Source organism: Streptomyces polygonati, from assembly GCF_042650325.1.
Taxonomy (GTDB): Bacteria; Actinomycetota; Actinomycetes; order Streptomycetales; family Streptomycetaceae; genus Actinacidiphila; species Actinacidiphila polygonati.
Window position 1 is genome coordinate 166,476 of sequence record NZ_JBHSBB010000030.1, and the last position, 14,940, is coordinate 181,415.

Below are 14,940 nucleotides of genomic sequence, written 5' to 3' on the forward strand. Positions count from 1 at the left end.
GTCAGCGCCGCCCCCCGCCGCCCTCGTGGATGGCGGTGATCGCGTCGTCCTGGGCAGTGTGGAAGTCCTGGCCCGAGAAGAGCGTCTTGGCACCCGCCTCGGTGATCGCGTCGGCCAGGGCGTGCAGGGCGTCGCGGAGATCGGCGTGCGGCTGGACGTACTTCTCCTTGAACGTCTCCGCGGTCTCGTCGCCGCTTCCCCACGGCGGGTCGTTGAGGTCGTAATGGGTGGCGTCGTCGTAGTTCTGCGCGAGCAGTTTGGCGTGCTGGCCCACCTGGTCGGTGATCCCGCCGCCGGCCACGACCTCGCTGGGGATGGCGGCGAAGACGCTGTCGTCAGCCACGATCGGTCCCTCCCGTGAGGTCCAGGGGTCCGCCGGGGGCCCGCAGCGGGTCCAGCAGCCGGTCCAGGCCGACGCCCTCCAGCCGGTCCACCGGCTGCCGGCCGGGGGCGGGGGTGCCGGTGCCCCGGGCGGCGCCCACCGCCTCGTCGAAGCCAGCCCTGACCCGCAGCGCCAGCTCCTCGCGGGCCACCCGCATCACCTCCAGCACGCTGGCGGCCAACTCCTGGCCGGACATGGCCTTGTGCTTGTTGTCGATGAAGCGCAGCGCCTTGGGGCCGCCGTCGGCGCCGAGGGTCACCTCGACCGCCCGGTCCCGCGATCTGACCGTCACCTCGACGGCGGCGATCTCGTCCCTGGCCCGGATCAGGGCCAGCCGCTGCTGCTCGAACTCGGCCAGCGCCTGGTCGAGTTGCTGTTGCAGCTCGTCGTTCACGATGTCCTCCCGTCGTACGGCTGCGGGTGCCGCGGTCAGCGGCCGGTGCCGCGCTCGGCCGCCGGCGCGGTGCTCAGCGGCCGATGGAGGCCGGCAGGCCCTCCTCGCCGGTGCCCCAGACGTCCTCCTCGCGGTCGGACCAGCTGGAGCTCTGGGTGGAGGGGCGGCGCAGGCCCGGACCCTGGCGGCCCTGACCGGTGGTCGGGGTCCGGCTGGGCAGCTCCTCCGGGTCCTCTTCCTCCTCCTCGAAGACGTCCTCCTCCGGCGGCGCCGTCTGCTGCCGGTAGCCGCCGCCCTGGATGAAGGCGCCGTCCGAGTCGTGCTGCTGATACGTCTCCCGGACCCGTTCGCCCTGGCCCTGGCCGCCCTGCTGCTGGCCCATCCGCGACATTCCCATCATCATCATCATGGGCGACATCATCGAGCTGAGCCCGGCGTCCCCTTCCGCCGCGGGCGCGCCGGCCACTCCGCCGAGCAGACCGCCGGCCGCCCCGCCGCCGCTCGCCGCGGCGGTCGCCGGGCTCGGCACCGTCTGGAACTGGCCGCCCGGACCGGAGATGGTGCTGCTGCCGTCCGGGAAGTGCGTGGTGGTGTAGCCGCTGCCGTTGGTCGTCGCGTGGGCGCCGGACGGGAAGTGGGTCACGGTGCTGCCGTCGCCGTTGTGCAGCGTCAGCCCGCTGGGGTCGCCGGTGGTGGGCAGGTGCGTGTTCGGGAAGCTGGTGCCGGAGCCGACATCGGAGCCGGGTCCCAGGCCGCCGAGTCCGCCGAGTCCGCCGAGTCCGCCCGGACCGCCGAGGCCGTCGCTGCTGGTGCCGGTGGCGTTCGTAGTGGTGACCGTGCCGTCCGGATTGACGGTGACCGAACTGCCGTCGGGGTAATGGGTGGTCATCGCCCCGCCGGAGCCGATCGTGGTGGTGGAGCCGTCCGGGTTGACCAGGCTCTGGCCGCTGCCGAGGTGGCTGGTGACGCTGTGGCCGTCGGCGGTCGTGGTGCTGACCGTGCCGTCCGGGTTGAGCGTGGTGTGGCTGCCGTCGGGGAAGTCCGAGGTGAGGCTGCCGTCGGCGTTCTGCGTCATGGTCGTGCCGTCGGGCGCGGTCAGATGGGTCAGTCCGTCCGTACCGGTGGTCTCCACTACGCCGTTCGGGAAGTGCGTGTTCGAGGTCCCGTCCGGAAAATCCGTGGTCAGACTGCCGTCGCCGTTCTGGGAGACCGCCGTGCCGTCCGGGAAGTGGGTGGAGACGCCGCCCTTCCCGTCGATGGTGGTGGTCGAGCCGTCGGGGTTGGTCAGGGTCTGGCCGTCGCCGAGGTGGCTGGTTGCCGTGGTGCCGTCGGCGTTGTGGGTGGTGACCGTGCCGTCGGGGTTGACGGTGGTGGAACTCCCGTCGGGGAACTGCGTGGTGAGGCTGCCGTCGCCGTTCTGGGTGACGGTGCTGCCGTCGGGCGCGGTGAGGTGCGTCGACCCGTCGGCCCCGGTGGTCTCCAGGGTGCCGTTGGGGAAGTGGGTGCTGGTCGAGCCGTCCGCGTTGGTAGTGGTCAGGCTGCCGTCGGCGTTCTGGGTGACGGTGCTGCCGTCCGGGAAGTGGGTGGTGATGTCGCCGCCGGCACCGACGGTCGTGGTCGAGCCGTCGGGGTTGAGGAGCGACTGCCCAGTGCCGAGTTGACTGGTCACCGTGCTTCCGTCCGGGCGGGTGGTGGTGACCGTGCCGTCCGGGCCGACCGAGGTCGAACTGCCGTCGGGGAACTGGGTGGTGAGGCTGCCGTCGGCGTTCTGCGTGGTGACGCTGCCGTCCGCGTTCCGTACGCCGGTGGGGCCGGGGCCCGTACTGGTGAAGCCGCCGCCGAGCGGGGTTCCGGTGCCGGGGACGATGCCGCTGGGCGTCAGCCAGTCCTGGTTGCCGCCGAGTGGGTCGCCGCTGCCGAGGCCGTTGGGTCCGCCCAGGCCGTTGGGTCCGCCGAGGCCGAGTGGGTCGCCGCTGCCGAGGCCGTCCGGTCCGCCGAGGCCGTTGGGTCCGCCCAGGCCGAGTGGGTCGCCGCTGCCGAGGCCGTCCGGTCCGCCGAGGCCGTTGGGTCCGCCCAGGCCGTTGAGGTCGTCGCCAAGGCCGTTCAGCCCGTCGCCGATGCCCTTGCCGAAGTCGTTCAGGCCGTCGCCGAGACCGTCGAGGTTGTCGCCGAGGCCCTTGCCGAAGGTGTCGAGGTTGTCCCCGAGCCCCTTGCCGAAGGTGTTGAGGTCGTCGCCCAGGCCCTTGCCGAAGTCGTTCAGGTTGTCGCCCAGGCCGTTGAGGTTGTCACCGAGCCCGTCGAGCTTGTCGTTGAGGTCGCTGCTGGCCTTGTCGGCCTTCTCCTGCTGGATCTCCTGCTCCTCCTGCTGGAGTTCCTGCGCCAGCGAGGTGTTGCCGGAGTCCTCGAAGCCGAAGGTCGTGTCCCAGTTGGGGTCGAGCACCCGGGACCAGGACTGCTGGAGGGTGGTGACGTCCGCGCGGGCCGGGGTGTCGAGATTCGTCTCGATGTTGGACTGCCAGCGCTTGACCGCTTCGTTGGCCGCCCCGGACCAGGTGCTGGTGTCCTTGAGATTGCCCCAGGTGGTGGCGTCCGAGTAGGTTCCGTTGGTGGTGTAGGACTGGATCGGCGCGCCCGGGTTGCCCATGTAGCCGCCGTAGGGGTTGTACGCCATATAACCGGTGACACCGGGCGCGTTGTGCGTCGCGATCCAGTCGGTGATCTCGGTCATGACCTTGTACAGCACCTCACGGGTGTCGCCGCTGACGACGTCCGAGGAGGTGCTGCCGTCCGGGTGCGTGACCGGGATCGCGGCGCCGGTCTTGTTCATGAACTTGTTGAGACTGTCGTTCATGCTCTGCAGCGCGGTGTGCAGGGCCACTTCCGCGCCGATCACCGAGTCGCCGTGCTTGGTGGTGGAGACGTACCCCGTGGCGACCGAGGTGTTGGCGGGCGAGAAGCCGGGCGGGATCAGCTCCGATGTGTAGTTGTCGTACTTGTCGTGCAGGTCGTTGATCAGATGCCAGAAGACGCCGGCCGCCTGGCCCTTCCACGCCGCGTCCTCGTCACCGAGGCTCTCCGCCCACTGCTTGAGCGTCTCGGCGTGGTTGGTGAAGAACACTCCGGCCTTGTCGAAGGACTTGGCCAGCGTGGTGAAGGTGGTGAGGTCGACGCCGGAGTCAGGAGTCGGATCGCCGCCGACATCGGTGCCGGAGGTCGCCCCGGCCGTCTTGAAGGGGGACGACACCAGGTCCGTCAGGGCCGCGGCGGAGCGCTTCCAGTACTGCCGGCCGTCCGTCTGGTCCTTGAAGGTCACCGTGGCCTGGTACTTGGCGACATCGGTACCGGTCCCTGAGTAGAACTGGATGTCGAAACCCATGCCGTCCCCGTGCGCCGTGCTCTCGGCGTGCAGGTTCATCCCGACCTTCTTGATCTCCACATCCATCCAGGGGATGCCGCCCGCCCCCTTGTTGCCCTCGATCGCCGAGCGCTCGGCCAGCGTGAAGCCGGTCATCAGGTTGATGATGTGTTCCCAGTTGTCGGCTGCCATGGCTTGGCCCTCCGGGGATGTGCTCGGGGAAGCGGGGTCGGCGGGAAAGGGGCGGGGGAGCGGGACCTCAGGGGGTGGTGACGGGCGGCCCCTGCTGGGAGCTGCCGCTCAGGGCGGTGTCGTAGTCCCCGATCGCGGTGAGGAACTTCTGTCCGTCGATGGTCGCCAGGGAGTCGCCCTGGGTCTTCAGCATGGTGCGGATGACGTTCTCCAACTCCCTCTTGAGATCCGTCATCGCTGTGTTGTGCCTGTTGAGGACCTGGTCGATCGCTTTGGCGGCGGCCTGGGCGTTGGCGATCACGGTCTTGCCGCCGGTCGAGTCGTCCCCGCCCATCTGCCCCATCAGCACCGGGTGCGGGGAGGCGCTCACGTCGTAGAGCGCCGGCGGGTTCTGGCCGGCCGCCCGGAGCGCCACGATGTCGTTGATGAACGTGGTCACGTCGTTGTCGATGAACGCCTGGAGAGCTTGGGAGTCGAGCTTCGTCAGATCGGCCATGCTGGGGTGCCTCCTCGCGGCGGGACGGCGATACGCGGGTGCGGCTCCCGGGCCCGCCCCGGGCGGTGCGGGGGGCGGACCCGGGAGCCGCCGCGACGCGGATCGGGGACGACGGTCAGAACTTGATCTCTTCGAAGCCCTGCGAGTTCCGGTAGACTGTCTGCTTGTAGTTGTCCGAGATCCCGTCCAGCGTCTGGGCGTGGCTGCTCAGGATGGTGCTGAGCGAGGCGACCTCGGCGTTCCAGGTCGGCTGGACCTTGCCGGTGTAGATGTCGCGGTCCGGGCCGAGCCAGGAGCCGACGATGCCGGCGAGCTCGCCCTGCAGATCGCTCAGGATCCCCTGGATGCGCTGGGTCTGGTCCATCATCTCCTGGGAGAAGGTCAGGGCCTGGCCGTGGTCGATGTAGATGCCGTCCTCGGCGGACATGGGCACTCCTGAAGGTCGAGGGGTGGTGGGGTCACGAGCGGTGCGGGGACCGTCAGCTGGTCATGGCGGAGTAGACGCCGTCCGAGGTCGACCCGTGGGTGATCGACAGGTGGCTCTGCTGCTGAACCGCGCCCATGTTGTCGCTCTGCGTCTTGTTGGAGGCCATGAGGCTGTTGTCCAGCTGGTCCTCCATGGCCTCGCAGGTGGCCTTGATCCGGTCGACCTCGGACAGCCAGGTGGCCATCACCTGGGCGTACGCCTGGCCGTCGGGGCCCTGGTAGTGGGAGCTCAAGGAACTGGCCGCGTCGCGGACCTGTCCCTGGACGGCGGTCATACGGGACCGGGCGTTCTCCAGGAACTGGACCGCCTGGCTGTACGTGGCGGTCGATGACTGCTGAAGATTGCCGGACGGGGTGCTCATACCGATGTCCTTCCCCAAATGCAGGCGGCACCGGTTCCGCGCCACCCGATACGCGACGCCGGCGGGCGGCGAATCCGTAGCGGGGGGACAGCGGTTGGTGACGCGCTCGAATCGCAATCGCGCGTCAGCGTAAGTGCAGCCTCAACGCGCTTGCAAGGAAACAAATATGACGATGCATCAGTTAAGTCGCCAGAGTCGTCGCCGGAGTTCTGGTAACGGAAGTGAGAATGCGGTGGCGACATTTCCACGACATGAGAACCATCTGTACTCAGGTTTTCGGGAGGGCGGCGGTCGGGACGGCATCGGTCGGAGCGGCGGGCCGGCCGGTGAGCGGATCGGCGCAGCCGGGCGTTCCGGTCGTGTCGGCCCGGCCCAGCACCGCGTTCTCCGGCGAGAGATCGGGTCCGGTCGGCACCATGGCCAGTAGCGGCGAGGGCACTCCGCGCGCCGCGCCGAGGTCGTAACCGAGCGCTTTGGCGGCGGCGGCCGACGGGATCAGGTACTTCACCCCGGCGTCGGTGACCAGGTACGTCGTGTCGCCGACCGCGCCGCCGCCCGCGCCCAGCGCCCGCACCAGGCTGCCGCCGTCGGGCGGCACCACCACCGCGTCCACCGGCAGGCAGGCCGGGGCGGCGGGGGCCTTCGCGGTGGCCGCCGCCGGGTCGGTGAGAGCGGCCGACGACACCAGCGTCAGGCTGATCCGGCTGCCGCCCCCGGCCCCGCCCCCCGCCGGGGCCGTACCGGGCGCGCCGGCGGACGCCGCGGCGGCGGCCGTGTCCAGCCGTACGCAGGCCGCCTGCCCGTCGCCGACCGGCAGCAGGGCGGGTGGCGCCGACGGCAGTACGTCATTGCCGGCCACCGAACTCCCGGGAACCAGCGCCTTGTTGAGCGCGTCGGCGGCGATCGGCACGGCCACCGGCGGGGCGCCGGCGTAGGACTTGGCCCGCTCGTCCGGGCCGCCGAGGGCGAGCGCGGCCTGCGTGGTGCTGATCGGCACCAGGCCGGCCCGCTGGAGCAGGTAGTACTGCTTGGCCGAACCCGGCGTCTCCACCAGGAAGACCTGCCCGACCCGGGTCGCCCGGCCGTCCAGCTCCGGCCCGGCGCCGCCCTGGCCGGGTACGTCCGGCGGCGCCAGATCGGTACTGGCGGGCAGCGCGTCCAGGAAGGCCGCCGACACCGGCAGCGGGTCGGCGGTGCCGTAACCGAGCGCGTCGGCGGTGGCCGTACCGGACGCCAGCCGGAAGCGGTTGCCGTGCCAGAGCAAGTAGTACGTACCGTCCGGGCCGCTGACCAGCAGCGCCTGTCCGCCGCCGATACCCGTACCGGGGTGGTCGGCGTCCACCACCAGCGAGGTGGCGGGCACCGGCGCGCCACTGGTGTCGGGGCGGGTCGCCGCGCAGACCTCCCAGGCACCGGTGTCCAGCCCGGCGGCCGGCGGCAGCGCGTCCGGGGCGCCGTCGATGCCCACCGCGCTGCCGTGCGGGGTGCCGGCCAGCGAGCCGCCCGGCACCGTACGGGAGGCCAGGTCGGGGCCCACGATCAGCCGGGCGGAGGCGTAGTTGCGGACCGGCCGCAGCGAACCGTCGTACAAGTACCGGTTGCCGGTGCCCTGTTCGAGGATCAGCGTCTTCGGGTCCTGCCAGGCCGTCGAGCCGCCCGGCGAGATGAAGCCGAACACCAGGAAGCCGATCGCGATCAGGGCGCCGAGCGCGCCGCCGAGCGCCATCCCGCGGTTGGTACGGCTGTTGGGGCTCTCCGGGGCGTCCGGATCGGTGCGCAGCAGGCCGGTGGTGAGCCGGGCGACGACGAAGCGGTGGGCCTGGACCTGATCACGCCTGCTCTGCACGGTCCCGCTCCCTCAGCCCTTGATCCCGCGCAGGTCGGAGTACACATCGAGCACCCACAGCACCGACGGGAGCAGCCCGATCGCCGCCGCCGACTGCGCCAGGTCACCGGCCCGGCCCCAGTAGGGCAGCAGCCGCCGCCCCGGCACCGTCCAGGACACGACGGTCACCGCGACCGCGACCGCCAGCAGCGCCGCGACCGCGCCGAACTGCCCGTCGACACCGTGCTGCCGGGCCGCGCACACGGTCAGCAGCACCGCGCCGAGCGCGCCCGGCAGCACCAGCGCCAGCCGCTGCCAGGCGTTGCCCAGATTGCGGCCGTGCAGCAGCAGGACCAGCGCCAGCAGCCCGCCGGTGAGCAGTTGCGGGGTGTGCGGGCGGTGGGCGAGCCCGGCCAGAGCGGCCGCGCAGATCACCCCGACCGCGGTGTACAGGCCGGTCATCCAGCGGTCGGTGGCGGTGGTGCGGGCGGCCAACTCCGTACTCGGGTACGGCTCGATGCCTTCCTGCAACTGCTCGGCATTGGTGGGCAGCGGCGGCAGCCGCAGCCCCGACAGCGAGAAGGACAGCATCGGTACGAACGCGCCGAAGATCACCGCGGGCACCGCGACCGCCGCGCCGGCCTGGTCGAGGCCCGCATCCATGGCCAGCATCAGCACCGCGCCGAGCACCCCGGCCAGCGCCACCACGATGCTCGGTACGAACGCCACCGGGTAGGCCGCGACGACGGTCAGCGACAGTGCGGTGGCGACGCCCCACGCGGCGGAGCCGGCCAGCCAGCGGGCCCCGGTCAGCTGGTCGCCGGTCGCGCCGCTCGCGCCGCCCACCGCGAGCACCCCGCACAGCGCGGCGAACGGCCCGGTGACCAGGCCCAGCAGCACCGCCCCGGGCGGATCGTCCAGTACGCGGCCGGCCGCGCCCGCCCCGGCCAGCGCCAGCAGCACCGCCCCGGCCGCCAGCGCCGCCCGCGACGGCCGGTCCCCGCCGGACAGCGCCAGCAGCGTCAGCGCCGCCACCAGCACGGACAGCAGCACCGCGCGCAGCGCCCAGCGGCTCACCGCGGGGGACCAGGAGGCGCCCAGGCCGCGGACGGTGGCGGACACACCGTCGACGAGGTTGTCGAAGCGCACCGGCGGCAGCGTGTCGGCGAGCGGGCGCAGCAGCAGCACCTCGCCGTCGCGCAGTTCCAGCGACTGCGGGGTCCCCTCGGGGTCCAGCGGCGCGCCGCCGATCCGCTGCAGGGCCCAGCCGCCGTGTTCCAGGCCGGCCTCCGCCAGGTCGGCGCCCGCGTGCCCGACGATCACCGGCAGCAGGTCGGCCACGGGGATGTCGGAGGGGACGGCGAGATCGAGGGAGGTGTCCGGGGCGCGTACCGTCAGCCGGCAAAGGCCCGCCGGGCCCGGTCCGGACGGACCCGCGACCGAGCTTTCGCTCATCAGGTGCTCAGCCTTCCGCGTACGGTCTGTGTTCGCTTCCGCGCGTGCCCCCGCACGCGGTGCGAATGAAGGCGCAACCTACCCGGCGTGGGTGAAGGGTGGGCTACCGGACGGCCAACGGGACGTGCTGGCAGCGGGGTTGATACGACACCCGGCCGTGATGTGATGCCCTCCGCGGAGGGGCGCGGCGGCCCGGCCGCCGTCCCCGCTTCTGCTCCTGCCCTTGTCCAGCCCGTGTGCCAGCCTTTGTTCGAGCTGCCGAGCCCGAAACGCCCTGAGGTGAGCTTCCGTTGAGCGTGGTGTTCTTCCGCCGGCCGGCCCGCCGCAACGGCCCCGAGATGCCCGAGGGCGATCTCACGCTCCAGGAACCGCCGGTGATGTCGGAACCGGTGTCCAGCGGCAACGCGATGATGACCTACCTGCCGATGGCCGTGATGTCGGGCGCGATCGTGCTGCTCTACACCCGCCCCGGCACCGCCTCCAGCCCGATCACCTACCTGGTCGTCGGCATGATGGTGCTGGCCATGGGCACCATGCTGGTCGGCCAGCTGATGCGGACCGGCACCGACCGCAAGAACAAGCTCAAGGGCGCCCGGCGGGACTACCTGCGCTATCTGGGCGGGGTGCGGCGGCGGGTGCGGCGGGCGGTGGCCGAGCAGCAGCGCGCGCTGGCCTGGCGGCATCCGGACCCGGGCGCCCTGTGGTCCTTCGCCCGCACCTCCCGGCTGTGGGAACGCCGCACCGGCGACGAGGACTTCGCCGAAGTACGGCTGGCCGTCGGCGACCAGCGGCTGGGACTGCGGCTGACCACCGGCGCCGCCAAGCCCGTCGACGACCTCGACCCGCTGACCGCGCACGCGCTGCGGGCCTTCATCAACGCCTACGCCACCGTGCCCGACCAGCCGATCGCGGTGTTCCTGCGGACCTGGGCGCGGGTCCTGCTGCGCGGCGACCGGGAGCAGGTGGCCGGGGCCGCCCGCGCGCTGGTGGCCCAACTCGCCGTCATGCACGCCCCGCAGGACCTGGTCATCGCCTTCTGCCTGGATCCCGGGCGGCACGCCGAATGGGACTGGGCGAAGTGGCTGCCGCACACCCTGCACCCGCACGAGACGGACGGAGCGGGCCCGGCCCGGCTGATCGCCGGCACCGGCAACGAGCTGGAGGACCTGCTCGGCGAGGAGTTCACCGAACGCCCGGCCTTCGACCTGGCCGCGGTGCCCACCAAGGACGAGCCCTTCACCGTCGTCGTCATCGACGGCGGCCAACTCCCCGCCGGGCACCGCTTCGACCGGGCCGGATTCCGCAACGCGGTGGTCGTCGACCTGTCCGGCGCGCTCGGCTGGCGCCCGGGCCGTACTGTGCTGCGCCTCCAACTGGAGGGCGGCGAGGTGGGGTTGGTCCGCACCGACCGCAACCGCAAGGAGTCGGTGACCCCGCTGGGCCGGGCCGACACGCTCGGCCCGGCCGCTGCCCGCGCGCTGGCCGCGGTCATCGCCCCGATGCGGACCGGCGACACCGGCGAGGCGGCCCGCCCGCTCGACACCGACATCCAGCTCACCAGCCTGCTGGGCATCCCCGACCTGCACCGGCACGACCCGGGCGTCTACTGGTCCCGCCGCTCCACCTCGCCGGCCGCCCGGTTGCGGGTGCCGATCGCGGTGGGTGCGGACGGGCGGGCGGTGGAGCTGGATATCAAGGAGTCGGCGCAGGGGGGTATGGGTCCGCACGGGATGCTGATCGGTGCGACGGGTTCAGGCAAGAGTGAGCTGCTGCGCACGCTGGTGCTGGGGCTGGCGTTGACGCATTCGTCGGAGACGCTGAACTTCGTGCTGGTGGACTTCAAGGGGGGTGCGACGTTCCTGGGTCTGGACGAGCTGCCGCACACCTCGGCGGTGATCACCAATCTGGCGGACGAGGCGGCGCTGGTGTCGCGGATGCAGGACGCGCTGCACGGTGAGCTGATCCGGCGGCAGGAGCTTTTGCGGGCGGCGGGGAACTACACCTCGGCGCTGGAGTACGAGCGGGCCCGGGCCGGCGGGGCGGCGCTGGCGCCGCTGCCGAGCCTGTTCGTGGTGGTCGACGAGTTCAGCGAGCTGCTCGCGGCGCACCGGGAGTTCATGGACCTGTTCGTGATGATCGGCCGGCTGGGCCGCTCGCTGGGGGTGCATCTGCTGCTGGCCTCGCAGCGCCTGGACGAGGGGCGTATGCACCAGCTGGAGTCCCACCTGTCCTACCGGGTCGGCCTGCGGACCTTCTCGGCCATGGAAAGCCGCGGCGTCCTGGGCGTGCCCGACGCCTACGAACTGCCCTCCCAGCCCGGCAGCGGCTTCCTCAAGAGCGGCATCGAAGCCCTCACCCGCTTCCGCGCCGCCTACGTCTCCGGCACCTACCGCCAGCGGTCCGGAGCGCTGGCGCAGGAACAGGTGGCGAGCCAGGTCGTGCCGTGGACGGGGGAGTGGGTCGCCTCCCGGCAGCCCGCGCCGGCCGCCGAACCCGCACGCGAGCCCGCACGCGACCCCGGGGTGTCCGAACCGGACGCGGGCGCCGACTCGCTGCTGTCGGTGGCCATCGGACGGCTGCGCGACGCCGGACCACCCGCCCACCAGGTGTGGCTCCCGCCGCTGGACGTACCGCCCACCCTGGACCGGCTGCTGCCGCCGCTGTCCCCGGACCCCGAACTCGGCCTGACCACGGCGGAGTGGCCCAAGCGCGGCACGCTCACCGTGCCGGTCGGCATCATCGACCGGCCCTTCGAGCAGCAGCGCGACCTGCTGACCGTGGACCTGTCCGGCGCCGGCGGCCATGTCGCGGTCGCCGGCGGTCCGCAGAGCGGCAAGTCCACGGTGGTCCGCAGCCTGATCTCCGCGCTGGCGCTCACCCACACCCCGCGCGAAGTGCAGTTCTACTGCCTGGACTTCGGCGGCGGCACCCTGTCCGGCCTGGCCGGGCTCCCGCATGTCGGGGGCGTCGCCGGACGCCTGGACCACGAGCGCATCGGCCGGACCCTGGCCGAGATCACCTCGCTGCTGGCCCGCCGCGAACGGCTCTTCCTCGACCACGGCATCGACTCCATGCCGACCCTGCGACGGCGGCGCGCGGCAGGGGAGTTCGCCGACGATCCGCACGGCGACGTCTTCCTCGTCATCGACGGCTGGTCCACCGTCCGCCAGGACTTCCAGGACCATGTGCCGGTCATCAACCAACTCGCCGCCCGCGGGCTGAGTTACGGCATCCATCTGATCACCACCACGGCCCGCTGGGTCGAACTGTCCTCCCAGATCCGGGACCAGTCCGCGACCCGCCTCGAACTCCGGATGGGCGACCCGCTGGACTCCATGGTCGACATCCGGCGGGCCGGGACGGTGCCGCGCGTTCCCGGCCGCGGTCTGACGGTCGACAGCAAGCTGCACTTCCTGATCGCGCTGCCGCGCATCGACGGGATCGAGGACGCGGCCGAACTGGCCGATGGCGTGGCGGACTTGGTGGCCGCCGTCGCCGAGAGCTGGACGGGTCCGGCGGCGCCGCCGGTGCGGATGCTGCCCACGATGCTGCCGGCCGCCGAGCTGCCGGGGCTGGGCGCGGCCGGAGTGTCCGTGGCCGGCTCCTTCGCCGGTGCCCCGGCGGGTGCGTCCGGCGGCGCCCCGGGCGCCAAGGCGTCGTCCAGGGCGGCCGGCGGAGGCGACGCGGGGCGCCGCTTCCGGATGCCGATCGGCGTCGAGGAGACCGAACTCGGCACCGCCTGGCACGACTTCGCCGAAGCGCCGCACCTGGTGGCCTTCGGCGACACGGAGAGCGGCAAGACCAACCTGCTGCGGCTGTTCGCCAAGAACATCAGCGAGCGCTTCACGCCCGCCGAAGCCCGCGTCCTCGTGGTCGACTTCCGCCGCGAGCTGATCGAGGCGGTCCCGGAGCCCTACCGCCTGGGCCACGCCGTCTCCGTCGACCAGCTCCGCGAGCTGGTCGACGGCGTGGCCCGCGCGCTCAAGACCCGTACGCCGGGGCCGGAGATCACACCGGCCCGGATGCGGCAGGCCGACTGGTGGCGCGGCCCGCGGCTGTTCGTCCTGATCGACGACTACGACCTGGTCGCCAACCCGATGCGCAATCCCTTCGAACCCCTGCTGGACCACCTGCCGCTCGGCTACGAGGTCGGTTTCCACATCGTGCTCTCCCGCGCGGCGGCGGGCGCGATGCGCGGCATCAACGACCCCCTGGTCCGCCGCCTGCTCGAAGTCAACGCGCCCGGCCTGCTGATGTCCTGCCCGCCGTCCGAGGGCTATCTGTTCAACAACACCAAGCCGCGGCTGCTGCCGCCGGGCCGCGGTATGTACATCACCCGCCGCCACACGGTGCAGATACAGACGGCGATGGTGGCGGAGGAGCGGGTGCCTGACCTGCGCTGAGGCCGGATCGGCCGGGCCGGTCGCCGGGCGTCAGGCGCCCGCGGCTTCTCCTGGCCGCCGCTTGCGGCGCAGCAGCGCGGCGGCGGCCAGCACCAGGGCGACGAGGGCGGCGCCGCCGAGGATGGCGTAGGCGCGGCGTGCGGGGGTGCGGTCCTCGACGACCGGGTGGAGGTGGATCGCCGCCGTGGCGTCGGGGACGGTGGCCGCCGGCCCGGCCGGAAGGACCGCGGACAGGGCGGCGTACGGGTCGAGCCGCGGGACCGGCGCCGGGTAGGCGGCCGCCAGCAGCCGGGCGGCGACCTCGGGCGCGGTCAGCTCGGGCCGGTAGGCGCGCAGCAGCGCGGCGGCGCCCGAGGTGAAGGCGGCCGCGATCGAGGGCCCGTTGCCGAGGAAGTGGCCGCGCCCGCTGGGGCCGATACCGGTGATGCCCTGGCCGGGTGCGGCCAGGTCGGCGCGGACCGGGTCCACGGCGCCGTCCGGCCGGGCGCCGTCGATGTCCACGTCCACCACCGAGAGCACCCCGGTCTGCGCGGCCGGCCAGAACGGCACCTTCGGCACGTCGTCGGTCGCCCCGCTGGTCAGTTCCAGGTCGTCCGGCACCCCCGCCGCGACCACCAGCACATCGTGCGCGGCGGCGTAACGGACCGCCGACGTCAAGGCATTGGTGGTGGCGGGGAAAGCCAGCGACACGTCGATCACCCTCGCGCCCGCGTCGGTGGCCTGCCGTATCCCGGCCGCCACCCGCGCCGGGTCCGGGCCGCCGTCCGCGCCGATGCCCCGCTCCGCGAGGATCCGGGCGGCCGGCGCCACCCCGCCGAAGCCGCTGCCCGGGGCGGACGCCGCCGCGATGATCCCGGCGATGAAGGTGCCGTGGCCCACGCAGTCCTGCCCGGCCGTGCCTGCCGCGCCGACCCGGCCGGCCAGCTCCGGCGCCGTACGGGACACACCGGTGTCGATGACGGCGACGGTCACTCCGGCGCCGGAGGTGAGCTGGTGGGCCCGGGTCAGGCCGAGGCTGTCCTGGGCCCACGGCACGGCCGGCATCACCGTGCCGGAGGCCCTGGTGCACGGGGACCGGGTCGGGTCCAGCAGCGAGGGCATCACCGGCAGCCGCAGTGCCGGGGCGGTCGCGGAGGACGAGGGCAGCGGGGTGGGCGCTCCGTCGGCGGGCGCGCCGTAGGCGGCGGGACCCGCGCCGAGCCAGCACAGCAGCGTGAAGGCTCCTGTCGCGGCGGCGAGTTGGGGTGCGTGCCGGGTGACCCGGGTGCTGCCGCTGGCCATGGCGTCTCCGTCTCCGTACGTGCCGCTCCGCGCGAACCGCCCCGTGCGTGCGGCTCCGTTCGTACCGCTGTGTGCGGTGCCGCCCCGTTCGCAGCGCCGCGCTGTCACGTGCCGGGTGTGCTGCCGGCGCCCGCCCTTCCGCCCGGCCTTCCGCCCGGCCCCGGCCCGGGCCGCCGGGGGAACCTCTGCGCGGCCGGAACGGATTCCCGAACGGCCCGTATCGTACGGGCCGATCGTCGCCGCCGGGTGAACCGGAATGGCGCGCAACCCGGTGAACGATTCGAATTCACCACGCGTTCATCTCGCTCC

The 14,940-nt window shown here is 72.8% G+C and carries 10 protein-coding genes; 1 reads left to right on the forward strand and 9 read right to left on the reverse strand.

The genetic code is table 11. The annotated features are described in order from the left end of the window. Position 1: 1 nt before the first annotated feature. The 8 genes from ACFO3J_RS31385 to eccD all read right to left on the reverse strand — a co-directional run bounded on the left by ACFO3J_RS31385 (position 2) and on the right by eccD (position 8,947). Positions 2–343, reverse strand: a complete 342-nt coding sequence (locus ACFO3J_RS31385) for a hypothetical protein (RefSeq protein WP_386436737.1) — start codon at positions 341–343, stop codon at positions 2–4. Further along, positions 336–776, reverse strand: coding sequence for a YbaB/EbfC family nucleoid-associated protein (locus tag ACFO3J_RS31390; RefSeq protein WP_386436739.1), 441 nt, complete (start codon positions 774–776; stop codon positions 336–338). Before ACFO3J_RS31390 ends, ACFO3J_RS31385 begins: the two co-directional genes overlap by 8 nt. Positions 777–849: 73 nt before the next feature. Further along, positions 850–4,323 (reverse strand): AAWKG family protein, encoded by a 3,474-nt coding sequence (locus ACFO3J_RS31395; protein WP_386436741.1) that lies wholly within the window; start codon positions 4,321–4,323, stop codon positions 850–852. Between the two features lie 67 nt (positions 4,324–4,390). Next, a complete protein-coding gene (locus ACFO3J_RS31400) occupies positions 4,391–4,819 on the reverse strand; it encodes a type VII secretion system-associated protein (protein ID WP_386436744.1) in 429 nt (142 codons plus the stop codon). Between the two features lie 115 nt (positions 4,820–4,934). Then, entirely contained in the window at positions 4,935–5,246 is a 312-nt protein-coding gene (locus tag ACFO3J_RS31405; RefSeq protein WP_386436747.1) for a WXG100 family type VII secretion target, read from the reverse strand. Positions 5,247–5,298: 52 nt separating this feature from the next. After that, positions 5,299–5,667, reverse strand: a complete 369-nt coding sequence (locus ACFO3J_RS31410; RefSeq protein ID WP_386436749.1) for a hypothetical protein — start codon at positions 5,665–5,667, stop codon at positions 5,299–5,301. Positions 5,668–5,935: 268 nt separating this feature from the next. Continuing rightward, the gene (gene eccB / locus ACFO3J_RS31415; RefSeq protein WP_386436752.1) at positions 5,936–7,513 is read right to left on the reverse strand and encodes a type VII secretion protein EccB; all 1,578 of its coding nucleotides are present in this window, start codon (positions 7,511–7,513) and stop codon (positions 5,936–5,938) included. 12 nt (positions 7,514–7,525) lie between these two features. Next, positions 7,526–8,947 (reverse strand): type VII secretion integral membrane protein EccD, encoded by a 1,422-nt coding sequence (gene eccD / locus ACFO3J_RS31420; RefSeq protein ID WP_386436755.1) that lies wholly within the window; start codon positions 8,945–8,947, stop codon positions 7,526–7,528. A gap of 296 nt (positions 8,948–9,243) precedes the next feature. On the opposite strand from eccD, the gene eccCa reads away from it, so the two are divergent. Next, on the forward strand, positions 9,244–13,350 hold the full coding sequence (gene eccCa, locus ACFO3J_RS31425) for a type VII secretion protein EccCa (RefSeq protein WP_386436910.1): 4,107 nt from the start codon (positions 9,244–9,246) through the stop codon (positions 13,348–13,350). Positions 13,351–13,380: 30 nt separating this feature from the next. Here the strand turns inward: eccCa and ACFO3J_RS31430 are convergent, their stop codons facing one another. Continuing rightward, positions 13,381–14,631, reverse strand: a complete 1,251-nt coding sequence (locus ACFO3J_RS31430; RefSeq protein WP_386436758.1) for a S8 family serine peptidase — start codon at positions 14,629–14,631, stop codon at positions 13,381–13,383. Between the last annotated feature and the right edge of the window lie 309 nt (positions 14,632–14,940).

Coding starts and splice junctions, on each gene's coding strand:
- ACFO3J_RS31395 (WP_386436741.1), bottom strand. CDS start 4,323: ATGGCAGCCGACAACTGGGAACACATCATCAACCTGATGACCGGCTTC.
- ACFO3J_RS31430 (WP_386436758.1), bottom strand. CDS start 14,631: ATGGCCAGCGGCAGCACCCGGGTCACCCGGCACGCACCCCAACTCGCC.
- ACFO3J_RS31410 (WP_386436749.1), bottom strand. CDS start 5,667: ATGAGCACCCCGTCCGGCAATCTTCAGCAGTCATCGACCGCCACGTAC.
- ACFO3J_RS31400 (WP_386436744.1), bottom strand. CDS start 4,819: ATGGCCGATCTGACGAAGCTCGACTCCCAAGCTCTCCAGGCGTTCATC.
- ACFO3J_RS31405 (WP_386436747.1), bottom strand. CDS start 5,246: ATGTCCGCCGAGGACGGCATCTACATCGACCACGGCCAGGCCCTGACC.
- eccD (WP_386436755.1), bottom strand. CDS start 8,947: ATGAGCGAAAGCTCGGTCGCGGGTCCGTCCGGACCGGGCCCGGCGGGC.